25 protein-coding genes are annotated in these 23,680 nt (G+C 62.6%); 6 read left to right on the top strand and 19 right to left on the bottom strand.

Going from position 1 to position 23,680, the window contains the following annotated elements:
• The 5 genes from ACROSR_RS17245 to ACROSR_RS17225 all read left to right on the top strand — a co-directional run.
• The coding region (locus tag ACROSR_RS17245; protein ID WP_432687140.1) for a hypothetical protein at positions 1 to 612 on the top strand (612 nt) is incomplete at its 5' end.
• Positions 609 to 1,154 carry a hypothetical protein gene (locus ACROSR_RS17240; RefSeq protein WP_432687139.1) on the top strand — a complete coding sequence of 182 codons (546 nt, stop codon included), beginning with the start codon at positions 609 to 611 and terminating at the stop codon, positions 1,152 to 1,154. The genes ACROSR_RS17245 and ACROSR_RS17240, both read left to right, overlap by 4 nt.
• 88 nt (positions 1,155 to 1,242) lie before the next feature.
• A complete protein-coding gene (locus ACROSR_RS17235) occupies positions 1,243 to 1,551 on the top strand; it encodes a hypothetical protein (RefSeq protein WP_336421284.1) in 309 nt (102 codons plus the stop codon).
• Positions 1,552 to 1,703: 152 nt separating this feature from the next.
• Positions 1,704 to 2,384 carry a YcbK family protein gene (locus tag ACROSR_RS17230; RefSeq protein WP_432687138.1) on the top strand — a complete coding sequence of 227 codons (681 nt, stop codon included), beginning with the start codon at positions 1,704 to 1,706 and terminating at the stop codon, positions 2,382 to 2,384.
• Positions 2,384 to 2,641 carry a hypothetical protein gene (locus ACROSR_RS17225; RefSeq protein ID WP_432687137.1) on the top strand — a complete coding sequence of 86 codons (258 nt, stop codon included), beginning with the start codon at positions 2,384 to 2,386 and terminating at the stop codon, positions 2,639 to 2,641. The genes ACROSR_RS17230 and ACROSR_RS17225 overlap by 1 nt, the downstream gene beginning before the upstream one ends.
• A 141-nt stretch (positions 2,642 to 2,782) precedes the next feature.
• On the opposite strand, the gene ACROSR_RS17220 is transcribed toward ACROSR_RS17225, so the two are convergent.
• The 7 genes from ACROSR_RS17220 to ACROSR_RS17190 all read right to left on the bottom strand — a co-directional run bounded on the left by ACROSR_RS17220 (position 2,783) and on the right by ACROSR_RS17190 (position 11,877).
• On the bottom strand, positions 2,783 to 3,916 hold the full coding sequence (locus tag ACROSR_RS17220; protein WP_432687136.1) for a M20/M25/M40 family metallo-hydrolase: 1,134 nt from the start codon (positions 3,914 to 3,916) through the stop codon (positions 2,783 to 2,785).
• Complete coding sequence (locus tag ACROSR_RS17215) at positions 3,913 to 5,094, bottom strand: M20 aminoacylase family protein (RefSeq protein WP_432687135.1); 1,182 nt, start codon at positions 5,092 to 5,094, stop codon at positions 3,913 to 3,915. Before ACROSR_RS17215 ends, ACROSR_RS17220 begins: the two co-directional genes overlap by 4 nt.
• A 29-nt stretch (positions 5,095 to 5,123) precedes the next feature.
• Positions 5,124 to 6,788 (bottom strand): ABC transporter ATP-binding protein, encoded by a 1,665-nt coding sequence (locus ACROSR_RS17210; protein WP_432687134.1) that lies wholly within the window; start codon positions 6,786 to 6,788, stop codon positions 5,124 to 5,126.
• A 3-nt stretch (positions 6,789 to 6,791) separates the two neighbouring features.
• Entirely contained in the window at positions 6,792 to 7,679 is an 888-nt protein-coding gene (locus ACROSR_RS17205) for an ABC transporter permease (protein WP_432687133.1), read from the bottom strand.
• Complete coding sequence (locus ACROSR_RS17200; protein ID WP_432687132.1) at positions 7,679 to 8,620, bottom strand: ABC transporter permease; 942 nt, start codon at positions 8,618 to 8,620, stop codon at positions 7,679 to 7,681. Before ACROSR_RS17200 ends, ACROSR_RS17205 begins: the two co-directional genes overlap by 1 nt.
• Positions 8,621 to 8,683: 63 nt before the next feature.
• Entirely contained in the window at positions 8,684 to 10,303 is a 1,620-nt protein-coding gene (locus tag ACROSR_RS17195) for an ABC transporter substrate-binding protein (protein ID WP_432687131.1), read from the bottom strand.
• Between the two features lie 53 nt (positions 10,304 to 10,356).
• Positions 10,357 to 11,877, bottom strand: coding sequence for a M81 family metallopeptidase (locus tag ACROSR_RS17190; protein ID WP_432687130.1), 1,521 nt, complete (start codon positions 11,875 to 11,877; stop codon positions 10,357 to 10,359).
• A 150-nt stretch (positions 11,878 to 12,027) separates the two neighbouring features.
• Between ACROSR_RS17190 and ACROSR_RS17185 the strand changes: the two genes are divergently transcribed.
• Positions 12,028 to 12,837 carry an IclR family transcriptional regulator gene (locus ACROSR_RS17185; protein ID WP_432687129.1) on the top strand — a complete coding sequence of 270 codons (810 nt, stop codon included), beginning with the start codon at positions 12,028 to 12,030 and terminating at the stop codon, positions 12,835 to 12,837.
• 350 nt (positions 12,838 to 13,187) lie between these two features.
• Here the strand turns inward: ACROSR_RS17185 and ACROSR_RS17180 are convergent, their stop codons facing one another.
• The 12 genes from ACROSR_RS17180 to ACROSR_RS17125 form a co-directional block, all read right to left on the bottom strand.
• Positions 13,188 to 14,093 carry a LysR family transcriptional regulator gene (locus tag ACROSR_RS17180; protein WP_432687128.1) on the bottom strand — a complete coding sequence of 302 codons (906 nt, stop codon included), beginning with the start codon at positions 14,091 to 14,093 and terminating at the stop codon, positions 13,188 to 13,190.
• Between the two features lie 18 nt (positions 14,094 to 14,111).
• Positions 14,112 to 14,768, bottom strand: a complete 657-nt coding sequence (locus tag ACROSR_RS17175; RefSeq protein WP_432687127.1) for an aspartate/glutamate racemase family protein — start codon at positions 14,766 to 14,768, stop codon at positions 14,112 to 14,114.
• Positions 14,765 to 16,213, bottom strand: a complete 1,449-nt coding sequence (gene hydA, locus ACROSR_RS17170; RefSeq protein WP_432687126.1) for a dihydropyrimidinase — start codon at positions 16,211 to 16,213, stop codon at positions 14,765 to 14,767. The genes ACROSR_RS17175 and hydA overlap by 4 nt, the downstream gene beginning before the upstream one ends.
• Before the next feature lie 13 nt (positions 16,214 to 16,226).
• Positions 16,227 to 17,015, bottom strand: a complete 789-nt coding sequence (locus ACROSR_RS17165) for an SDR family oxidoreductase (RefSeq protein ID WP_432687125.1) — start codon at positions 17,013 to 17,015, stop codon at positions 16,227 to 16,229.
• A complete protein-coding gene (locus tag ACROSR_RS17160) occupies positions 17,015 to 17,950 on the bottom strand; it encodes a dihydrodipicolinate synthase family protein (protein WP_432687124.1) in 936 nt (311 codons plus the stop codon). Before ACROSR_RS17160 ends, ACROSR_RS17165 begins: the two co-directional genes overlap by 1 nt.
• The gene (locus ACROSR_RS17155) at positions 17,947 to 18,627 is read right to left on the bottom strand and encodes a flavin reductase family protein (RefSeq protein WP_432687123.1); all 681 of its coding nucleotides are present in this window, start codon (positions 18,625 to 18,627) and stop codon (positions 17,947 to 17,949) included. Before ACROSR_RS17155 ends, ACROSR_RS17160 begins: the two co-directional genes overlap by 4 nt.
• Positions 18,624 to 19,550, bottom strand: a complete 927-nt coding sequence (locus ACROSR_RS17150) for an N-carbamoyl-D-amino-acid hydrolase (protein WP_432687122.1) — start codon at positions 19,548 to 19,550, stop codon at positions 18,624 to 18,626. The genes ACROSR_RS17155 and ACROSR_RS17150 overlap by 4 nt, the downstream gene beginning before the upstream one ends.
• 19 nt (positions 19,551 to 19,569) lie before the next feature.
• Positions 19,570 to 20,235 (bottom strand): amino acid ABC transporter permease, encoded by a 666-nt coding sequence (locus tag ACROSR_RS17145; RefSeq protein ID WP_432687121.1) that lies wholly within the window; start codon positions 20,233 to 20,235, stop codon positions 19,570 to 19,572.
• Between the two features lie 3 nt (positions 20,236 to 20,238).
• A complete protein-coding gene (locus ACROSR_RS17140; protein ID WP_432687120.1) occupies positions 20,239 to 20,922 on the bottom strand; it encodes an amino acid ABC transporter permease in 684 nt (227 codons plus the stop codon).
• Position 20,923: 1 nt separating this feature from the next.
• Positions 20,924 to 21,676, bottom strand: a complete 753-nt coding sequence (locus ACROSR_RS17135) for an amino acid ABC transporter ATP-binding protein (RefSeq protein WP_432687119.1) — start codon at positions 21,674 to 21,676, stop codon at positions 20,924 to 20,926.
• A gap of 59 nt (positions 21,677 to 21,735) precedes the next feature.
• Positions 21,736 to 22,569 carry a transporter substrate-binding domain-containing protein gene (locus ACROSR_RS17130; protein ID WP_432687118.1) on the bottom strand — a complete coding sequence of 278 codons (834 nt, stop codon included), beginning with the start codon at positions 22,567 to 22,569 and terminating at the stop codon, positions 21,736 to 21,738.
• A gap of 524 nt (positions 22,570 to 23,093) precedes the next feature.
• Positions 23,094 to 23,318 (bottom strand): hypothetical protein, encoded by a 225-nt coding sequence (locus ACROSR_RS17125; protein ID WP_432687117.1) that lies wholly within the window; start codon positions 23,316 to 23,318, stop codon positions 23,094 to 23,096.
• Positions 23,319 to 23,680 lie beyond the last annotated feature (362 nt).

Genomic DNA, 23,680 nt, shown 5'->3' with positions numbered 1-23,680 from the left:
CTCGACATGTATGTGAAGATCGGCGATCCGGACGGGGTCTTTCTGGCCTATATCGACGGGATCCTGCAAGTCGTGCATGAGGGCGTTCTCAAGCCGGGGACGTCGGAGCTCGTGGCCTCCGTGCGCAACGAGGGCAGCTCGGACCGGACCAATGATTTCTACAATGTGCCATGGGCCGAACTGATCGTCGCGGACGTTCCGACGCTCGGCTTCAGGCTGCACACGCTACCTCTGGTCTCCGACGGCACACCCGCGCAGTTCGCGGGCGCGGTCGCCGGCATCTCGACCACCCAATTCGCCGAGGTTGCGGAGGCGATGGTCTCGGACACTGTCGGGCAGGCGCATCTGTTCAATCTTTCCGGCATGCCCGCGTTGCCCGCCGACACCACCATCGTCGGGGTCTCCTTTGTCGCGGCCGCGTTCAGGAGCGGGGCCTCTCCGGTTCAGCGTTTCGACGGCCGGGCGGATGCCGCGCTGCTGGGCGCGCCTGTCGATATAACCGAGGCGCTTGGCGCCGTCCGGTTCTTCTGGGACGTGAACCCGGCAACCGGCGCCGCCTGGACGACGGCCGGGATCGACGGGACGCAGTTCGGCCTCGAGGCGCTCGCGTGACCGGGGACGTCACGCTTCGCAAATCCACGGCGTTCGTGGTGGCGGGTCTGGAGACCGACGGCAAGTCCGGCGTGCGCAAGGCCACGGCGCATGTCGTCGAGGGTCTGCAAACCGAGGGTAAATCGGGCCTGCGCAAGTCCACGGCCCATGTGGTGGCGGGGCTGGCAACAGATATGAGCTCCGCCATCCGGCAGGCGTCGGGCCATGCGCTTGTTCGGGACATCTCGGATCTCTCGGGCGACATGTTCGGCTTCAATGATCGGCCTGTCTACCGCGCCGGCACGGTCCTGCCTTTTTTGGACTTCGGGGGCGGGGCGCAGTTCGGCGTCACCATTCCGCAGGCGCAGGCCGGGACCTGGACGCGGATGATCTACCGGCCGGACGACACGTTCGTCGAGGATGTGATCGTGCTGTCGGCTGGGGTCAATGCGCTCGGGCTGTCGGGGCACGTCAATCAGGTGATGCTCTTTCCCGGCGCGCTGGACAGCGCGACGCGCGACCACATCCATGCGGTGGCGCGCAACCGCGCCGGGATGGGCTGAAGGGGCTCCCTAGACCGGCAGGACCGGTGTCGGGGGCGTCCACCAAAGCCCGCATGACCCATCATAAGCATCAGGACAAGGAGGCGGGATGCCCGAGCGCGAGAGCTTCACCGACCAGATCATCCAGGCGTTCCGCGATCATGGCGTGGCGGCCGCGATCGGCGTCTGGTTTACCTTCATTGGCGGGTTGGCCGTCGCGGTCACGCGCAAAGCCTTCACCAACGAGGCGCTGCTGCACAAGCTCGAACAGGAGCTCGACGCCGAGCGCCTGCGCATCGAAAAGCGCCGCGACGAGGACCGGCGCGTCGATCACGACCGGCTCGAACGCATCGAGCGCGACATACACGACATGCGCAACCTGATGTTCGCCGCCTTCCAGCGGGGACGCGAGGACTGATCGCGCGTCTGGCGTAGCACGCGCAGGTTTTTTCGCCGCGCAACGCGCACTTGCCGGGCGCACAGATCGCATCCCGAGATCAACACGTCCACCCCACCGCTCATCCGGGCGGAGGCCGCTTCCGCATGCCCGTTACCCCCAAGGAGACCACCATGCCTGACACCGTCCAGACCTATCGCCATTTCCGCGAGGTACCCGAGCGTCTCTGGCGCTGGCCCGACTTCTCGCCCGCCGAGATCGCCTGCCGCGGTACGGGCGAGCTGAAGCTCCACCCCGAAGCGCTCGACACCCTGCAGGCGCTGCGCGACCGGCTGGGCAAGCCGCTGATCGTCAACTCGGGCTATCGCAGCCCCGAGCACAACCGCGCCGTGGGTGGGGCGACGCGCTCGAAGCACATGGACGGGACCGCCTTCGATATCTCCATGGCCAACCATGATCCGGAGGCGTTCGAGCGTGCGGCGCGCGAGGTTGGGTTCCTGGGGTTTGGCACCTATCCACGCTCGAACTTCATCCATGTCGATCTGGGGCCGGCCCGATCCTGGGGCGCGCCGTTCCCGCCGCGCACGACGCCCTTCGCAGCCGAGACCCCGCCCGCGCGCGACAAGCTGGCCGAAAGCCGGACCCTCAAGGGCACCGGCGCGGCGGGCGTGGCCACTGTTGGTGCCGGGGGGGTCGAGGTGGCGCAGGAAGTGCTGGCCGAGACGCAGGGCGCTGTCCTGCCGTTGGTGCCCTATCTTGACACGTTGCGATGGGTCTTAATCGCGCTGGCGCTTTGCGGGATTGCGGTGGCGGTCTGGGCGCGGCTCGATGACTGGCGCAAGGGGCGGCGGTGATGTGGCGGCATGCGCTGGCCGGGATGCTCGCCCGGCCATGGGCGCGGCGGGCGACTGCCATTGCCTTCGTCGCGCTCGCAGTCGCCCTGTTTCTGTTCAATCTCCGCCGCAGTGGCGAACGCGCGGGCCGCGCCGCCGAACGGCTGGACCTGCTGGAGCGCAATGATGCCATTCAACGACAGATGCTGGAGGCGGCTGCGCAGCGGCCTCGTGATCGTGCCGCTCTTGTTGAGCGGTTACGCGGGGCTGGGTTCTGACGGCGCTCTCGGGGTATGTCCGCCGGTGGTGGACTACAGCCCGGTCGAGCAGGTCCGGGTGACGGAGGAGGTCGCAGCGCGGCCCAAGCGTGCACTGATTGTCGGCTGGCTGGCAGATTACGCCGTGCTGCGGGAGCAGATTCATCGCAATCGCATCAGCATCGCCGCGGCAAGCTTCGCGCGCTCGGGAAGGCTATCGACATAGATGCACTCTCCCAGCGTATGCAGCCCCTTGCCGCGCACCCCGATGGAGTCGATCGTGGGTATTCCCATCGCGCCGGTGAAATTTCCGTCGGATCCGCCCCCTGCGCTGGTGCCGCTGAGGTCTTGACCCATCTCGCCCATGATGTCGCGCGCCATGTCCAGCAACGCCATCGTGCCAGGCTGGTCAGGTTCCCAGACCGGGCGCGTGACGCCACGCGTAACCTCGAAGGCTACGTCGCCGCTGTCGTCATTGAGCGCAAGCATCGCCTCGACACCGCGGTCGAGATCCTCTTGGCGCTTGGCCATGCTGAGCGCGTTGGCGTGGCATTCCGAGGACACGCAGTTCGCCCATTGCCCGCCATGAAACACGCCTACGCTGAAGGTGCAGTCATCGGTCGTCATCGCCTCGATGTCGAGCACGCGGCGCGCCATCGAGGCAATCGCCGAGCGCCCCTCGGCCAGTTGCCAGCCAGCATGGCTTGGTCGGCCCATGGTGCGCAGGTTGTAGCGCGCGATGGCATAGCGGCCGATCACCGCGCCACCATCGGGGCGCGCGGGTTCGGGAATGAGCACATATTTCTGACGCGCCGCCTCGGACTCGATCAACTCGCGTGTCGATGGCGTGCCCACCTCTTCATCGGGTGTGAGAAGCACCGTGACGGGAAGCGGTGTTTCGGCGCCAGCGCGCAGAAGCTGGCGGACCGCCTCCAGGCAGGCATAGTTGCCGCCTTTCATGTCTTGGATACCGGGACCATAGGCAAGATCGCCCTCGCGCCTGAAGGGCAGCTTTTCGAGCGTGCCGATCGGGTGAACTGTATCCATGTGCCCGAGGATCAGCACACCGGGCACCCCCGCATCGACATGCGGAAATTGCGCACGCACGCTGTCGCCATAACCAAGGCGCCCGGGGATGCGTTCGACGCGCGCGCCAAGGACGGCGAGATCGTGCTGCGCGAGGTCCATCATCCGATTGACGGCGGCGGCGTCAAAGCTCGGGCTTTCGCACTCGATCCACGGACGCAGGCCGGCCAGCATTTCTTCGGTGTCGAATGGAAGGTCGAGGGGGTTCATGCGATTTCCTTTTGTCCGCGTGGCAGTCTTCGCTCGACGATGCGCGCCATCACCGAGGCGCCCACCGGCAGCATGGCATCATCGAGCACGAAGGACGGGTTGTGCAGCGGCACCGAGCCGGCATGGCCGACACGGCAATACGCGCCGGGTACGACTTTCAGTATGTCGGCGAAGTCCTCACTACCGGTGGCCTGCTCATCTGTTTCCTGCGCATTCTCCTCGCCGACGATGTCGGCCGCGGCCGCGACGTATTCTCGGCTGAGGTCCGCATCGTTCATGAGCACATCGAAGACGTTGCGCAGGTCGCAGTCGATGGTGACGTCGTGCGCCTGCGCAAATCCCTCGCAGAGCTTGCGCACGCGCTCGAGCGCCATCTCGCGCACTTCGGGATGAAAGTAGCGGATGGTGCCCGCGATATGTGCGGTATCGGGCACGACATTGTAAGCCGCGCCGGCATGGATCTGGGTCACCGACAGCACAATCGGTTTGGTTGGCGGCGCATTGCGACTTACTACCGTCTGAAGCTGACCGACCAACGCAGCGCCGATCACGAGCGGATCGCGGGACTGGTGGGGCATCGCGGCGTGGCTGCCCTGACCCCTGACGGTAATGTCGAAGAATTCAGCGCCGGCCATCGCGGGCCCAGGGCACACGCGAACCTGGCCGGGGTCGATATTGGGATCGTTATGAAGGCCAAAGGCCTCGTCAAATGGAAAGCGCTCGCACAGACCGTCGCTGAGCATCCGTCGCGCTCCCCCGAGCCCCTCTTCGGCGGGCTGAAAGATCAGCACAACGGTGCCGTCGAAATCGCGCGTCTCCGCGAGGTAGCGCGCCGTGCCGAGCAACATCGTCGTATGTCCGTCATGGCCGCAGGCATGCATCTTGCCTGGTGCGGTAGATGCGTATGCGACCCCGCTGGCCTCGTCTATGGGCAGAGCATCCATGTCGGCGCGCAGGCCGATGCGGCGGTTGCTACCGCCTGTGCCCTTGAGGATGCCGACGACACCCGTTGTGCCGATGCCCTCATGGACCTCGTCGACGCCGTATTCGCGCAGTTTGGTCGCCACGATGCCGGCAGTGCGTGTCTCTTCGAAGCCGAGTTCGGGATGTGCGTGAAGATCGTGTCGGATTTCGGTCAGGTCATCGGCGAAGTCACCGATGCGTTCTATTAGGCTCATGTCCGTTTTCCTCTTTTTTGGGTGGGCTCTCAGGCAGTCTGCCCAAGCGGTCTGAAATTGGCGAAGTCCCAGTCGCGACCGGGCGCGGCAGCGATCAGGGCGCGGGTATAGTCGTGCTTCGGAGTGCCGAGCACCTCGCTTGCCGTGCCGTATTCGACGACATTACCGTGCTGCATCACCACGACATCGTCACAGATCTGGGCGGCCACGCGCAGATCGTGCGTGATGAACAGGATCGACACGCCGAGCTTTTCCTGGATGTCGGCCAGAAGGTCGAGCACCTGCGCCTGCACCGACACGTCGAGTGCGGAAACCGCTTCGTCAGCCACCAACACATCCGGCCGCATCGCTACGGCGCGGGCGATCGCGATGCGCTGGCGCTGGCCGCCAGAGAACTGGTGCGGGTAGCGATCGAGCGCGGCGCGGGGCAGGTCCACAAGCTCCATCAGATCGCCGGCATGGGTCATTGCCGTGTCGTGATCGGTGCCGAAATTGAGCGGACCCTCGACGAGGCTGCGCCCCACCGTCCAGCGCGGATTGAGCGAACGAAACGGGTCTTGGAACACGATCTGCAAATGGCGGCGGTGGGGGAGCAACTTGCTGCGTGACAGCTGTGCGATGTCGGTTCCGGCGAGAAGGATCTCGCCATCCGTCGGATCGACGAGGCGCAGGATGCAGCGCGCCACGGTGGATTTGCCCGAGCCCGATTCACCTACGATGCCGAGCGTGCGCCCGCGCGCGATCGATAGGCTGACTTGATTGGCCGCGCGCGTGCCCTCGGAGCGGAAGATGATGCCGCCGGCACCGTAGACCTTGCTCATGGAGCGCAGTTCGAGGATATTTTCGGTCTGCTCTGGCTCGCGCACGTGGCGCGGGGTCAGGCTGGGGACGGATTGCAAAAGCTCGGTCGTATAGGTCTCTTTTGGTGAGCGCAGAAGTTGCTCGACCGGGGCGCTCTCGACGATGCGGCCATGCTGCATCACATGGACCGTGTCGGCGATTTCGGAGACGACACCCATGTCATGTGTGATGAACAACACCGCGGTGCCGTGACGTTCCTGCAGATCCGCGATCAGCTTTAGAATCTGGCCCTGTGTAGTGACGTCGAGGGCCGTCGTCGGCTCGTCAGCGATCAGCAGTTCCGGTTCGAGCGCCAGCGCCATGGCAATCATGATGCGCTGGCGCTGGCCACCTGAGAGCTGATGTGGAAAGGACCGGAACATGCGCGTGATATCTGGCAATTGCACCTGATCCAGCATGTCGAGAACCCGTGCCTCGCGGTCGGTGGGTGAAAGATCGGTATGGGTGCGCAGCACCTCGTCGATCTGGTCACCGACCCGCATCACCGGATTGAGCGCGGTCATCGGTTCCTGGAAAATCATCGCCATGTGCCGACCGCGTAGATTGCGTAGTGCGGACTGCTTGACCGCGCGCAGGTCACGTTCGCCAAGTCTGATGCCGCCGCCTGTCACTTCGAGCGCATCGGGCGGCAGCAAACCCATCACGGCAAGCGAGGTCACCGACTTGCCCGAACCCGACTCGCCCACCAGGCACGCCGTCTCGCCGGCGCGGATGTCGAGGCTGATGCGGTCGAGGATCGGCGCAATGTCGGGGCGCCCGGCAAGCTGCACCGACAGCTCGCGCAAGGCCAGCACGGTATGCGCCTCGCCGAATGTGCGCGATTTGAATTTCATCGCTCAGCTCTCCCTTTTCTTGAGGCGCGGATCGAGAACGTCGCGCGCTGTGTCGCCCAACAGATTGATGGACAGGATGCACAGCGATAACATGAGCCCCGGCCAGAAAATCAGTCCGGGATTGACGCGAAAATAGTCGCGTCCTTCGGCCATGATGTTTCCCCAAGTGGGAATCTCGGTACTCACCCCCGCGCCGAGAAAGGACAGGATTGCCTCGATTAGAATCGCCGAGGCGCAAATATAGGTTCCCTGCACGATCAGTGGCGCGACAGTGTTGGGCATCAAATGCTGCAACAGGATTTTGGGCATCGACGATCCAAGTGCGATCGCGGCCTCGATATAAGGCTCTTCGCGCGCCGAAAGCACCACCGAACGCACCAGCCGGACGACACGCGGCACCTCCGGAATGGTGATCGCCACGATCACAGACATCACCGAGGATCCCACCAGCGATACAAGCGCGACCGCAAGCAGGATCGCCGGAATCGCCATGAGACTGTCCATGATACGCATGATGATTCCATCGGCCCAACGGAAGAAGCCCGCAACAAGGCCGATCAACAGCCCGACGACCACGCTTGTGATAGCCGCGCCAATACCGATCATCAAAGAGACTTGTCCGCCCGTCACCACGCGGCTGAAGAGGTCGCGACCGTAAGCGTCCGTGCCGATCCAGTACTGGTCGCTAGAGGGTTGTAGCCGGTTCGACGAGGTCATCGTTAACGGATCGTACGGCACATAGAACGGCGCGAATACGACCGCCACGATGATGGTCACGAGGATGATCCCCGCAACGATCGGAGCGGGACCGAGCGTGCGCCAGGCAGCCGGGAGCGACATCACTTTCAGCGCCACCTGGAATGCGGAAACGGGTTGCGGAGCTCGGGCCATCAGTAACGGATCCTCGGATCGATCAGAGTGTAGGAAATATCTATGATCAGGTTGACGAGCACGTAGATGCCCGCTGTGAGCAATATCATCGCCTGGATCACCGGATAATCGCGTGCAAGAATGGCGTCGACGGTGAGCCGGCCGATTCCGGGAATATTGAAAACGCTCTCGGTGACCACAACGCCGGATATCAAAAGCGCAAAGCCTGTGCCAATGATGGTCATGATCGGTACCGCAGCATTGCGTAGGGCATGGCGAAACAATACCTGCTTCTCGCGCACGCCCTTGGCCCGAGCAGTGCGGACATAGTCTTCACCCAGAACCTCAAGCATGGAGGCGCGGGTCATCCGTGCGATCAGTGCAACATAGATGGTGGCCAGCGTCAGCGAAGGCAGGATCGCCCGCTGCAGAAAGCCCGTGAAATCCTCGGTCGGAGCGCGGTAGCCTTGTATCGGCAATACCCGTAGCTCGATAGAAAAGATCTGAATGAAGATGTAGCCGATCACGAATACTGGGATCGAAAATCCCAGAACAGAGAAGGTCATGACAAGGTAGTCAACCCAGCTGCGATGACGCCATGCCGCAACCACGCCCATCGGAATCGCGAGCAGAACAGAAATAAGGATTGTCATAAGCGCAATATTGATGGTGGGCCAGATCCGCGAGCCGATCATCCCAGAGACATCCGTGCCCGAGATCAGTGATGTTCCCAGATCGCCGCGCAGAAGCTGTTCGGTCCAGTTGAGGAACTGGACGTGTAACGGGTCTTTCAGCCCGAGCCTTATGCGAATATTTTCCAGTTTCTCGGGGGTTGCATTGTCACCTGCAAGAATGGCGGCGGGATCGCCCGGCGTCAGCCTTAAAAGCAGGAACACGAAAATCGCAACAATCAGCATCACCGGAATGATCGCAAGGACCCTTCTGAAGATATACCCAATCATGGAGCCAGCAATCCTTTCCCAACGTCAGCGCGCACGGACCGCCGCGCGCGCTGATTAGTCCTGTCAATCATCGGTCTTTTCTACGCCCCAGAACACGACCACGGGCGATTGCAGCATGCCCTCGATGTTATTCCTTCGTGCCTGTACTGGAAAGTACTGACCGAGCGGGATGTAGTTGACGACCTCTAACGCGTGCTCTTGGATCGCATGGGCAATCTCGACCTGCTCTTCCGCGGTTTGCGCCGCGATGTAATCCTGGCGCAGGTCCATGAGCGCTGGATCGTCGGGCCATCCGAACCAGCCATCCCCGCCCCGGGCATTGAGCATCGGATTGATGAGCGGATTCGCGATCTCTGGAAGCTGCCAGTTGGTGAAGAAGATGTTCCAGCCATCGCCGTCCTGGGGTGAGTCCATGCTGGCGCGACGATTGACGACCGACTGCCAGTCCATTGGCTGCATGTCGACCTCAAAGCCGGCATTACGCAGTGCTTGGGCCGCGACGACCGGCTGGTTTTTGAGTGTGGTGACATCCGTCGGCGCCATCAGGACAATCGGCGTACCATCATAGCCAGCTTCTTCCAAAAGCTTCTGCGCGGCTTCGGGATCACCACCTTCGAGAAGGCTCTCGGCACCGGCCTCATGCTCAAACGGTGTTCCGCAGCCAAAAACCGCCCCGCATAGCTGGTAGTATTGCGGATCGCCCATCATCGTGGCCAGAACATCTTCCTGGCTGAGAGCCAGCAGCGCCGCGCGGCGAATACGTTGATCATCAAACGGGGGATGCATCCAGTTTAGCCGCCCCATTGTCTGATAACCAAGAGGATCACGCACCTCGACCGTGACGTCGGGCTCGGCCTCAAGAATCGGCAGCAGATCCGTATTGATCGACTCGATGTAGTCTATCTCACCGGCGGCGAGCGCGTTGATCGCAGTCTGCGCATCGGGCATTGAAGGCCATACCACACGATCCACGTTCACGACTTTACCGCCGGCCTTCCAGCTTGCCGGTTCGTCCCGCGGCACGTAGTTCTCGTTGCGCTCATACACCACTCGTTCACCCGGCGAGAACTCCTCGTGGTTGAATACGAATGGGCCTGAGCCGATGTGCTTCTCGACCTCGCCAGCCTCCATTTGCTCGACGAGATATTCAGGCATGATGAACGGCGGCACCGCCGACTGCTTCGACACGGTCTCCAGGAATGGCCCGAACGGCTTGGACAGCGACCAAACGATTGTGTCGTCGCCCTCCGCCTCGAGGCTTTCCGTGACCTCGGCGATGAGCTGACCCCCCGAATCCTTGTCCATCCAGCGCTCGAGCGAGGCGATCACATCGGCGGGCGTTACTGGTTCCCCGTCGTGGAACATCAGCCCGTCGCGCAGCATGAATGTGTAGGTCAGCTCGTCGTCGGAAACCTCGAACTCCGCCATTTGCGGCTGCGGGTCGAAGTTCTCATCCTGCGCAATCAGCACGTCATAGATCATGTAGGCATGGTTTCGCGTGATATGCGCGGTCGTCTCGATCGGATCCATGACCCGCAGGCTCGAGTGCATGACGGCCCTTATGGTGCCATCTTGCGCCATCGCCGCCGGAGTCAGCATGGTCGACGCAATGAGCGCCCCCATCGCCAGCCCGCCACGACGTAGCGCGGGTCCCATCCGGCTTTTTGTGTCATTGTGTATCATTGTTTATCCTCTCTGTGTTGGACTTGGTCGGCGAATGAGTCTCACCCAGCCGATCAAGATTGTGCCGCGAGATCGGCCCGCGTTGGGCCATGCGGAGACAGCCGAAGCCGCGGCGATATCCGCGACCAAGGCAACTGCGCCGGGTCGATCGGCATCGGCCCGGGAGCTGTGCAGACAAGAATGGCACTGGCAATTTGCGCGAAATCGGCGCGGAAGTGGGTTGAACTCTTGACCGCAAGGATGTTAGCCCTCTCGGGCTTTATGCCGTGGGCGCGGAACATCTCGCGGTCGGCCATCTGCGCCTTGTGGGTTGTCACGACGACGCGCACCCCGCCGATGCGAAGGCACGCCGATGGCCCGAGGCACATCCGCGCGCCGCCATAATAAGGCCCCGTTGCATGCACGGTGCCGTCATGCAGAAGCTCGACGGAGAACTCGGCCTCGAAGTGCCTGTCCCCCGGTACATTTGAGCCACCGCCAAGCGCAAGCCGCAACGTCGCACCCACACCGGCAGCATGCGCCTGAGCTGCGGCACGAGGATCGACCATCAGCCCGAGAGCGGCCCCTTGTGCATCCGCTTCAACCAGCGCACGCAAAAGCCCGGTTGTGTTCGAATCTCCGCCGGCGCCGGGATTGTCCTGGGTGTCCGCAAGGATCACCGGGCCGCCGGGCCGCGTCTCCGCGAGGCGCTGGGCTTCGGCCACACCCTCAGCTGACGGCCAGGCCCGTCCCGCGAACTCTGATTCTGCGGCCCGATAGCCCTCGGCGATCTCGTCGGCCAGAGCCTCGGCGCGCGCCGGATCCTGCGCGTGAACGACGACACTGGGTCCGCACTCCTCGAAATCTGCGGCCGGAAATCCCATGAAAATCGAGGCCTGATCGACCGGCCCGGCATCGGTGGCGGCGACCTGTGCATAAAGCCTGTCGGCGGGGGCCATCAGCGTGCTCTGCCAGGATATCGGCACCATGTATGGCAGGCGCCGGAACGCGGTGGCCGGGCGCGCACCCGTTTCGATCATCCAATCGAGGCCCGCGGCCGCGCGTCGCCCCGTTTCGGCCATGTCAACATGCGGATAGGTGCGGAACCCGACGAGAAAATCAGCCTCGTTGACCATGCGTTCGGTAATATTTCCATGCAGATCAAGGCTCGAGGCGATGGGCACGCCGGGACCGACAACTGCGCGCAGTCTCTCGAGAAGCGCACCTTCGCCATCCGGCTCGTGTTCGGCCACCATCGCGCCGTGAAGGTCGATGAACAGCCCGTCTACCGGCCCTGCCTCGCGCAATCGCCTGACGAGTTCGCTCACGATGCACTCGTAAGCGTCTTCGGTGACATGGGCCGAAGGGATAGCCCCCGCCCAAAGAAGTGGTACAATCTCCCAGCCCGCGCGCCCTGCATGGTCCAATGCGCCGGAGATCCCAAGGTTTACGCTCGCCGCCCGCTTGGGTAACGCCGCGCCACGCGTCATCGGGATATATCCACCGCCTTGCTCGAAAGCAGCGATGTCAGCACGGGTCGGCGCGAAGGTGTTTGTTTCATGCAGGAACCCGCCAATCGCAACGCGCGCGCACATCCCGTAATCCTTTCTCCGCCACTTTCCCGTTTTTAAAGCCGGCGGCTTTTTGCGTTTTTTTTGCGTTATCGGTATCGCTTGACGATACAGTTGCATTGGCTGTTACCTTAGTGAGATGAATTTACCTCTGTCAACAGTGTGGAAGAATCTATGCCACGAACAGTTTTACGCGACCTGCCCGGCGCTTGCGATTTGGGCGCAGCCTACGCGGATGATCCGCTTTTCAATCGATCCGCGGCGCGCGCAATCGCAGTCATGTCAGCTTTTCATGGATGCAGTGGTCCGATGACGCTTTCCGAAATCGCCCGTACTGCATGCATCGACCGCTCGGCGGCGCAGCGGCTTGTGCATACGCTGCGAAGGCTCGGCTACCTCAAGCGAAGCGAAGACGGCCGCGGTTTTCTTCCCGATCTGCGCCTACTCGATCACGCACACGACTGCCTGCGCCTTGATCCGGTGGTCCAGCGCGCGACGCCAGTGCTTCTCGAACTCCGGCGCAATGTGCGCGAGCGCGTCGATCTGAGCCTGTTCGACGACCGCCGCGTGATCTATGCCACCCGGATGCAGAGCAAGCGCGAGACTTTTTTCGCGACACTGGTGGGCCATGCGGTGCCGACATTCTGTTCCTCGGGCGGGCGCGCGATCCTCGCCGCACTGTCAGAGGCCGAAGCACGCGACATCGTCGATCGATCCGATCTCGCCCCACTGACACCGAAAACCGAAACCGCCCCCGACGTCATCATGGCGCAGGTCGCCGAGGCGAGGCGGCGAGGCTATGCGCTTGTCTGCGAAGAGATACTGGTAGGCGAGATTGCGATTGGTGCAGCGATCCGCAATTCGGCAGGACGGCCCGTCGCTGCGGTGCATGTTGCCGGGTCGCTGAGCGAATGGACCCCCGAGGCGTTCACCGCCCGCGTCGCCCCGCTCGCAGCCGAAGCTGCCAGCGCCATCAGCCGCTAGCCAAAGCGCAACGAGTTCAACACAATCCGATCCGGAGCCGGATTGGGCCAATCCATCTCATGCTCAGCCGCAAGACCACCAGTCATCGTAGCGTTTTCCAAACGCGATTCCCTTGGAGGCTTGAACGGGCCCTACATTTTGTGCGTCCGGTAGGCGCGTCCGGCACGTAGACCTCAACCATCGCAGCGGCGGACGCGGCCCACCTGAAAGGAATTATAGCCCTCACGACAGAAATAATCCCTGCCTGTTAATAGGCGACCACTGAACGATTTGCCTGTCGATTTAGCGCGTTTTTTCCCACCATCGGAGGGTTCATACAGCGAGCGCTGCGTCCAAACGGTCGGTGCAGGTCAGCAGAGAAGGGTGTTGCGAAGGACTGTCTGAAACTCTTCGGCCAATCGGGATTCCGGCCGTCCTCGCCGGAGAATTATGCATGCCGGCACACCGATTGGTGGATCGAAGGGACGACTCTCAAGTTCACTGTCGGGTGGAAATCCCGCAGTGTAGCGATCGACTATGGTAACGGCCTGGCAGGCCTTTGCGAGCACCGCCGCAGTGTGGCAGTATCGTACTTCCACCTGAGGACGGTAAGGAGTGTGTGTCTCGTCAAAGGCATTCTGCACGGCGAGCCCGAGGCTCGATGCCCGTTCGAGTCCAATGAAACGGTGCGCCGTGATGTCGGAGGGCGTTATGATCGGCAGCGCGGCCAATGGGTGATCCGATCGCATCAAAGCAACCATGCGATCATTTCGCATAGTCTGAACCGTGATCTCGGGATGGTTCGCTAATCCGAGGCACAATCCGATATCAACCCCACCGATCGCAACGGCGTCGATCACGTTTTCCATTCGCCGAACGTCGTATTGCACGGTCACATCTGGTCTCGGCTCCATGAAGACAGACAGGACCTTCGGCACGACCGAGTGACCAAGTGGCGGCGTGGCCATGATGCGCAGCTTGCCCGTGGCTCCAACACGCAGGTCGCGTACCCGTGCCTCCACAGATCGGAGCTGTTCGAACATTGGCTCGACTTCCGTGAACAGAATACGTGCATCGTCCGTCGGGATCAGGCGTTTCTTGGTACGTTCAAACAGCGCAAAACCCAGTTGCCCTTCGAGTTGTTTGATTGCTGTCGACACTGAAGGCTGTGAGATGCCCAGTTCCTCGGCCGCCGCCGTCGTGGTCCGACACAACATCAGGGTGCCAAACACCTCCAACAGCCGTAGGGACAGATCGTTGCGCCGCGCGATTTTCATCTTGCGGTTTTAGCGCCTTCAGGATGGCCGCGCCAGTACCGTCCCCATCGCCATCGCCACAGCGGCCTGCGTCGGGTCTATCACTGGCACATTCATCGTGGTTTCCAGCGCAGCGCGATGCGCGGCCATACCCGCGCAGCCCAGGACCAACGCTTCGGCGCCATCGTCCAGCAGCGCGCCGCCGACCTCGACCAGCCTGTCAAAGGTGCCAGAACCGCGCGCCGTGTCGTCCACGCTCATGTTCAAAGCCCGTTCGCCCGCGACGCGGTCCAGCACGCCCATGCGCCGCATGAAAAGCCGGTGGCGGCGTTCCGAGGCAGCCGAGATGCCGATGATCCCGATCCGGTCACCGCGCGCCAGCGCCGTCAACACACCGCTTTCCTGAATGCCGAAGACCGGCTGCGACACAGTGGATCTGCATGTATCCAGCCCGGGGTCGGAATAGCAGGCGATGACGAAGGCCGATGCGTCCGAGCGCGCCTGCATAAGCTTTACCAGGGGCAGCACGACTGCGTCGCTGTCGCGCTGGCTTTCAATGCCGAACGGGCCTTCGGCCAGCGTCAGGCAATCTATATTTGGCCCTCCCTGCAGGCGAAAGCGCGCCAGTGCCGCGTCAAGCCCATGGGTCACCGCCTCGTTCGAATTCGGGTTGATGACCACGATCGGCCCGGTCATGACGGCACCTGCGCGCCGAAATTGGTGGCTGGGTCGGTCTCGGGCAGACGAGTGCCGGATTGTCCGGACAGATCGCTGCACCCACGCGCCACGAATCTGCCATCGCCCGGTTTTGCCAGTAATTCGCCGTCATCGACCACTCGACGCCCCCGCGACAGAACGGTGACGGGCCAGCCGGTCACCTCCATCCCCTCGAACGGGTTGTAGTCCATCGCGTCGTGCATGGCTCCGGCGATGCGCATCTCGGACGGGTCCCAGATCGCGATATCGGCATCGGCGCCCACCGCCAGTGTACCCTTGCGCGGCAGCATGCCGTATAGCCGCGCCGCGTTGGTCGAGGACAGTCCGACGAACTGGTTGAGGCTAATACGCCCCTTGACCACACCTTCGGAGAACAGCAGCGGCAAGCGCATTTCGATCCCCGGCATGCCATTGGCGATGGCGCGGAAATCCACGTCGCGCCCAGCGGCGAACTTCCCCGTCTCGTCGAACCGGTAGGGGGCGTGATCCGACGAGACCACGGTGAAGGTGCCCGCGGCCACATGCTGCCACAGCGCGTTCTGCGTGGCGGTGTCGCGCAGGGGCGGCGAGCAGATGTATTTCGCGCCCTCCATGCCCGGGCGGTCCAGATCCTCTCGAGTCAGAAACAGGTATTGCGGGCAGGTCTCGCCGAAGACATGCGCGCCCTCAAGCCGCGCCTGCGCCACCAGCGCCGCGCCCTTGGGGGTCGAGACATGCACGATCATCAGCGGCGCGTCCACCAGTCGGGCGAGGCTGATCGCGCGGTTGATCGCCTCTTCCTCGGCAAGAGCGGGGCGCGCGGGGGCGTGGTAGCGCGGCGCGGTATAGCCGCCTTCCGCCAAGTTGGCGGCCATGCGGGTCAGCATGTCGTGATTTTCGGCATGCACCATGGTCAGCCCACCATGCCGCCGCGCCACCGACAGTATGTCGAGGAACTGGCCGTCATCGACACGCGTGGCGTAGGTCATGAAGACTTTGAAAGAGGTCACGCCGCGCTCGAATGCCATCGGCAGCTCATCCAGCACGGCGCGCGTGGGATCCGTCAGGATCAGGTGATAGGAGTAGTCGATCACCGATTTTGGCGCTGCGCGGCCGTCATACGTGGCCAGCGTCTCGGCGATGCTTTCTCCCTTTTTCTGCGCGGCAAAGGGGACAAAGCAGGAATTGCCCCCGAACGCCGCCGAGATCGAACCGCTTTCATAATCGTCGGCGGTCATGATGCCCATGCCGCTTTCCTGCGCGATATGGCAATGCGCCTCGATGCCCCCCGGGAGCACCAGCTTGCCGGTCGCGTCGATGATGTCCTCGCCTTGAAGCCCGTCGCCCAGGGTGGCGATGCGGCCGTCGCGGATGCCGATATCGGCAGCGAAGGTTTCGGATGCGGTGGCGAGCGTGCCGCCGCGGATGACCAGGTCGTGTTTCATCGCGCTTCTCCTCTCAGACCGATTTGATCAGCCCGCCGTCGCAGCGCACCAGGCTGCCGGTGACGTAGCTGGCACGCGCGCTGCACAAGAACGCTGCAATGTCGGCGAATTCCTCCACCGCGCCGTATCGCCCGGCGGGGATGGTCGCGCGCGAGGCGGCACGGGTTTCATCCAGCGTCTTGCCGGTGCGCTTTGCGGCAGCGGCGTCCAGTTCGTCGACGCGTTCGGTATGGATGCGGCCGGGCAGCAGCATGTTGACGGTGATGCCGTCGCCCGCAAGGTCGTTGGACAGCGATTTCGCCCACCCCACCAGCGCCGAGCGCGCGAGGTTCGACAACCCGAGATTGGGAATCGGCTGGATCACGCCGGAGGAGCCCACCGCCACGATCCGGCCCCAGCCCTGCGCCTGCATGTACGGGATCAGGCGCGCCGCGATCTGTGCGACGCGCGTCACCATGGTGTCGAACTGCGCAGTCAGGGCGGACAGGTCGGCATCCGCCATGCGTCCGGGTGGCGGCCCGCCGGTATTTGCGATCAGAATATCGGCACCACCAAGGATGCTTTCGACCGCATCCGCTAGCACGTCGACCGCGGCCGGATCGGTCAGATCCGCCGCCACGAAGTCAGCCCGGCCCGGCCCTGCTTCGGTGATTTCGCGCGCAAGAACAGCCAGCCGGTCCTCGGACCGCCCGGTCAGCAGCACATGCACCCCCTCGGATGCCAGCGCACGGGCGATGCCGGCACCCAGCCCGCGGCTCGATGACATCACCAGCGCCGTCTTTCCGTCTATCCCCAGATCCATCAGACCAGTGCCTCCAGTTTGTGTTCCAGTCGTTCTATCAGGCGCGTCAGCTCCTCGTGGTCGCGCGACGTCAATGATGGCCCCGGCGCGCGTACCGCCGGCGCGGCGAGCACGCCTCGCCGGTGCAGTATCTCCTTGCGGATCGCCAGCCCAAGACCCAGCTGCTGCTCGTAGCGCACCATGGGAAGGTAGGCGTCGAACAGGTCCTCTGCGCCGTCCACGTCACCCGCATTGTGGCGGTTGACGACCTGCACCATCATCTCGGGATACGCGAAGCCCGTCATCGCTCCGTCTGCGCCGCGCTGCAATTCCTGCGGCAGGAACAACGCGGCGTTGCCCACGAGGATCGACAGGCGCGGCTGCGTCTCGGTCCCGGTCTCAGCACGCACGCGCGACAGCTTGGTCAACCCCGGCCAGTCCTCGTGTTTCAGCATCACGATCTGCGGATTGTCGCGCGCGATGGCGAGAATCGTCTCGGTGCTAAAATGCACGCCGGTGGTCTGCGGATAGTCCTGCAGGCAGATCGGCACATCTGGGCCGAGTGCATCGCAGACTTGCTTAAAATAACCCTTTAGCCTGGCTTCGGTCACGAGGCCCGGCATGGGGGCCACCATCACGCCAGCGGCGCCCGCCTCCATCACCTTGTGCGACAGCCGCGCCATGTTGCCGAGCCCTGCGCCCGACACGCCTACAACCACGGGGACCCGGCCTGCCACGCGGTCGAGTACATGGCGGGCAAAGTCCAGCGTCTCTTCGCCCGACAGTTTCGGCGCCTCGCCCATGATGCCGAGGATTGTCATCCCCGTCACGCCACAGTCTATGTAGAAATCGATCATGCGATCGGTGCTGTCAAAATCCATTGCGCCATCCGTCGCGAAGGGCGTCGCGGCGATGATGAACACGCCCGCCGAATTTTTGTGGATCGTCTGGGTCATCTCCGTCTGTCCTCCCTGTCCTCGGGTCGTTCCAAGGGTCCTTTCTTGCCGTTTTCCGAGCCCCGTGGCAGCGGGATCGACCGCGGCGCGATCTCCTCCAGACGGGCGTAGCGATCCGCGAACAGCCGCGCCACCGGGAAACCGCCCTCCCAATGCACATGCATGCGCTCGGTGTCGACAAGTCCTTCGCGGGTGTAAATCCCCACGGCCCGGCCCAGCATGATCGCGCGTTCCGCCGACAGCGAAAGCGCCATCATGCGTTCGCATTCGATGGCGACCGGCGCGTCGGCCAACCGGGGCGGCCTCACCCGGCCAGACGGCAAGAGTTTCAGGGCCAGCGCCTCGGCCTCGCTTTCGCCGGGGCCGTAGCTGGCGGCGCTGTCCACCATGTCGTCGAGAAGCGCGGGTGTAGCTATGTTGACGACGAATTCGCCGGTGGCGTCGATGTTGCGCTCGGTATCCTTGGCCGACCCGTCAGGGCGGTGCTGCAAACCGAGGATGATCACAGCCGGGTCCTGTCCGAACACGTTGAAGAACGAATAGGGCGCGGCGTTCACAACACCGTCAGTGGACATCGTCGTCACCCAAGCCACCGGGCGCGGGATGACTAGCGCGGTCAGCAACTTGTATCGGTCAGCCGCCGGGATCGTATCGAGATCGAGGAAACTTGCGCTCATTCCGGTGTCACCACGCCGGTCTGCGTGCCGATGCGCTGATAATGCTCGATCCGGCGGTGCCTGGCGAAATCGAAGATCGTCGTCTTGCCGAACGTGCAGGCATCCATGTCGCAGGGATGCACGATCAGTTCATCGTCCTCGCCGGCCGCGCGGGCGACTACGAACCCGTCGGGATCGACGATGATCGATCCCGCCATCAGTGGATGTCCGTCCTCGTTGCCGGCCTTGGCGACGCCGACCACCCAGCTGGCGTTCTGGTAGGCACCGGCGGTCATCGTCAATTCGGAATGATAAAGGCGCTTTTCCAGCCCTTCATTGGCCATCTGGCTGTTTACTGAGGGTGTGTTGTATCCCAGCATGATCAGTTCGACCCCCTGTAGCCCCATCTCGCGATAAACCTCGGGCCAGCGGCGGTCGTTGCAGATGCACATGCCCATCAGCGCGCCCATGTTGCGCCAGACCGGAAATCCCAGATCGCCGGGTTCGAAATACCGCTTTTCCAGATGCTGGAAGGCACGGTCGGGATCGTATTCGGCATGACCCGGCAAATGCACCTTGCGGTACTTGCCGACGATTGCGCCCGCGCGGTCGGTCAGGATCGAGGTGTTGAAACGCTGCCCCTCCGGCGTGCGTTCGGCGTAGCCGAAACTGATTGCGATACCCGCCCGCCGCGCGGCCTCGAACAGCGGCTGCGTGGCGAGATTGGGCATGGAGTCTTCGAACCAGAGGTCGATCTCAGCCTGATCTTCCATGTACCATCGCGGGAAAAAGGTTGTCAGGCAAAGCTCTGGAAAGACCACGAGATCGCAGCCCGCGTACGCGGCCTGCTTCAGTAGGGCGATCATCCGTGCAACCACCGCGTCGCGGGGTTCGTCCCGCTGGATCGGGCCCATCTGGGCCCCGCCTATGACGATTTCGCGCATTGTGTCGTTTCCTTCTGCTTCATGCCGCCAACCCGCGGCCGAAACGGCTGACAAGCCGCACCAGAGGCCACAGGATGACGAGGTAGATCCCCGCCGCGAGGACAAGCGGCGAGGCGTTATAGGTAACTGACCGCGCCATGTTCGCCGCGTGCAGCATCTCGCCCAGCGACACGACCGAGGCAAGCGAGGTCAGCTTGACGACCTCTACGGTGTTCGACACCAGATCTGGCAGCACGTTGCGCACCGCCTGCGGCAGCACGACATGGATCAGCGTCTGCGCGCGGCCCAGCCCGGTCGATCGCGCGGCCTCGGTCTGCCCTTGGCCAACCGAGAGGATTCCCGCGCGAAAAATCTCACCGTAATAAGCCGAGTTGTTGAGAAAAAAGGCGATCACCACGGCGGCAAAGGGCGACAGTTGCAACCCGGCGAAAGGCAGCCCGGAATAGATGAAGATCAGCAGCACAAGTGGTGGGATCGCGCGAAAGAAATCGACGAAACCGATCACCGGCCAACGCACTCCGCGCGCTGGCGCGACTGATCCAAGCGCGGCCAGCAGCCCGCCGGCCAGTCCCATGGGCACGATCACCAGGCACAGCAGGGCCGTGACTCCCAGCCCCGCCAACACTGTCGGCCAGGCCGCGATCATGATCTCGAAATTAAAGAACTGTTCGACCAGCCGCTCCATCGTCTACACCTTTCGCCAGGCGAACCGGCTTTCCAGCCATCGCGCGAGGATCACGAGGGGCAGGAACAAGGCAACATAGGCCAGAGCCGCCAACACCAAGGGCGATGCGTTGCCCGAAAAACTCTGCGCCGTGGTCGCCTGATTGAGAATGTCGGGCACTCCGATCACCGTGCCCAACGCCGTCATCTTGGTGATCGCGATGGCTCGGTTGGTCAGGGGCGGGATGGCCAGTCGCGCTGCTTGCGGCACCACGACCCAGACAAGCGCCTGGGAAAAGCCCAGTCCGGAAGACCGTGCCGCCTCCCACTGGCCGCGATCGATCGAAGTGATACCGGCCCAGAAGATTTCCTCTGCGAAAGCGGCGAGAACCAGGCCGAGCACCAGGAACAGCACCAGAAAGCTCGACAGCATGATCCCGGCATTGGGCAGGCCGAAGAAGACGATCATGATCACGACAAGCGGCGGCAGCGCGCGAAAGACGTCGGCGTATATGACGATCAGCGCCGATAGCGGTCGTATGCCATAGCTGCGCGCCATGGCCAGCGCCCCGCCAAATGCGACGCCAAAGATGACGATCAGCACCGACAACACGACCGTCACCCACATGCCCTGCAGGATCGCAGGCGTGTATTGCACCAGCACCGGGACGTTGAAGAAAGTGTCGAGGAAACGATCCCACTGGTTCATGTCACTCTCGCGCCACCCTTGCCAGGAAAGCCTTAGTACGGTCCTGCGTCGGTGCGCCGAAGACCTGTTCAGGTGGACCCTGCTCCACGATCTGGCCCTCGTCCATGAAGATGACACGGTCGGCGGCCTCGCGGGCAAAGCGCATCTCGTGGCTCACGACCAGCATGGTCATCCCCTGCACCTTCAAATGCTGCATCACGTCCAGTACGTCGCCGACCAGTTCCGGGTCCAGCGCCGAGGTCGGTTCGTCGAACAGCATGACGCTTGGATCCAGCGCCAGCGCTCGCGCGATGGCCACGCGCTGCTGCTGGCCCCCTGACAGCTCGGATGGGTAATTGCCGGCCTTGTCGGCAAGACCCACGCTGTCCAGGGCATCCATCGCGCGATCGTCGGCAAGGGATCGCGACAGGCCGCGCACCTTGCGAAGCGCCAGCGTCACGTTCCGTCGCGCCGTCAGATGCGGGTAAAGGTTGAACGATTGGAAAACCATACCCATACGCTCCCGAACTTGGTTGAGGTTCACACCGCGCCCCGTGACCGGGTCGCCCTCAAGCAGGATCTCGCCGGAATCCGGTTCCTCCAGCCGGTTGCAGCAGCGCAGCATGGTGGATTTGCCCGATCCTGACGGGCCGATCACGAACACAAGCTCGCCGGGCGCTACATGCATATCGATGCCCTTCAGCGCCTCGAAGGCGCCAAAGGTTTTACGCAACGCGCGCAGGTCGAGAGCGGGAACACGAGCAGTGTCGGTCATGCGGTTCGGACTCCGTTTGGAGGACGACGACCGGCCGTGGCCGCTCGCCGCCACGGGTTTCAGCAGGATGGTTCGTGCCCGTTATCCTGATAGCCCTCATAGCCCGGCTCGCCGAAACCCGCTACCGGCGTCACCGCGGCTGAACCATCGGCCGGCGGAAGGCCGAACCATTTCTCATGCAGTTCGGCCATTGTGCCGTCAATCTTCATGCATTCTATGACTGACTCCACCGTGGCGCGGAGATCTTCATCGCCCTTGCGAAAGGGCATGCCCCAGACGCGGCCGGTGGTGTAGGTGAAGCTTGGCTTGATGTTTGGGTTCTTTTGCGCGGCCCAGGCCGACACTGTGTTGCCGGCGACGTTGGCAAAGGCGCGGCCGGACACCACGGCCTGAACCGCATCGGTGTTGGAGCCATAGCTTTCCACGGTCCAGCCCATTTCATCGGCCATATCGCGAGCCCAGCTATCATAAACCGCGCCCTTGTTGACCGCGATCACCTTGTCTTTGAAGCCGTCAAGGCTGTCGATCTCGGGCGCGTCGTTGGCCACTACGAACATGTAGTCGGTATTCAGATATCCTTCGGAGAACAGCACGTTCTGCGCGCGATCCTCTGTGATGGTGGTAGGCGCGACCACGAAATCATAGGTGCCCGCCTGCAGGCCCGGCAGGATACCGGAAAACTGCGTGGCGACGATGTCCATTTCGACGCCCAGCCGCTCGCCGATGATGTTTGCGAGATCCACGTTGAACCCCTCTATGCCGCCGCCCATTTTCGGCATGGCATGCGGCGCAAAGGTGCCGTCGAGCGCGACGGTGTAGCTGTCCTGCGCCTGTGCTGCCCCGGCAAGGCTGAGGCCTGCGGCCAAAAGGCCTGCGATGGTGCGATGCTTCATTGTCTTTCTCCTCTGTTTGGTGGACTTCTCTAATTAATGGAGCCGGAGTAAGGGTGATCGATGGCTTGGCGCCACGCATTTACAGGACCCGGAACGGCCATGGCTCCAAACGGATCGACGCCAATTAAGTGTTCGCGGTGCTGTCTCCGAACCTATCTCGCAAGAATGAGCATCTGACGAGGCCGGTGCAAATCACGTCAAGCGATGACGGTTCGTACCCAACCGTGGCTTTCGATTTGACTGGCCAAGAGCGCAAAGGCCTTTCCCCCGGCAAGCTCACGCATGTCCGTTTCATGTTTCTTTGCGTGATGGTCCTGAACATATGCAAGGTTTCCATTCTTCTTTTGAGTTTGTCTGCTCACGTTAATAACAGTCAGACGACTGCAACAATGTTCGTCAAGGTTGAGGTCAACTGTGAAAATTTAAAGTAAAGAATCTAAGCTATTGAAAAATCTATGTAAAAACGCCTTTGCGTGATCGGCTTAAAGTTCATCATAATTCCAATATGATCATTATGTGTCAGCCTACTTTGTTCGCGGGGGCAGCGGCGGCACACGTGACGGCCGGGTCTTGTCACGCCTCAGGCCGCCCACGCACTCATCGAGATGCCGCTCCTGCCAGCGCCAGACCTTGGGCTTGGACATGTCCCCGCGCCGCATGATCTCGAAGTTGCCGTGACCGTCCGCCGTCGTAAATATGATCTCAGCCCGCCAGACCAGCTTGCGCGGCGTGTTGCGGTTGGTGATCAAAGCTTGAAGCTCAGCCCGGTCGCGGGGCCAGCCTGGTCTTGCAGAAAACGTGTTCCAAGCGCATGGCGCTGCTGCGGACGGGTCCGTTGTATTCGGCAAGAAGCTGTCGCGGCCGAAATTCGCTATTTTCGCGACCAGTCGCGATTGAACCGGATGAGCGTTCGAACCATTGTAGAGGGCAACTATTACAATGACTTAGGCGGTAGAGAACGTTCGACGTCGGTCCCATCCGCTCCGCCAATTCTCAATCCAAGGTTCAGATTTTATTGAATTTTCTCTAACTCGGGAAATTCATCCCACCAATCTTACCACCATCATATGCGCGTTTGAATGCAGCGCCATGCAACCGGCTGCGTCTCCCC

This window comes from Roseovarius tibetensis, assembly GCF_050896375.1.
In the GTDB taxonomy this organism is placed as follows: domain Bacteria; phylum Pseudomonadota; class Alphaproteobacteria; order Rhodobacterales; family Rhodobacteraceae; genus Roseovarius; species Roseovarius tibetensis.
Note: the sequence above shows the minus strand (reverse complement) of the source record. Positions and strands in the feature narration are given on the sequence as shown.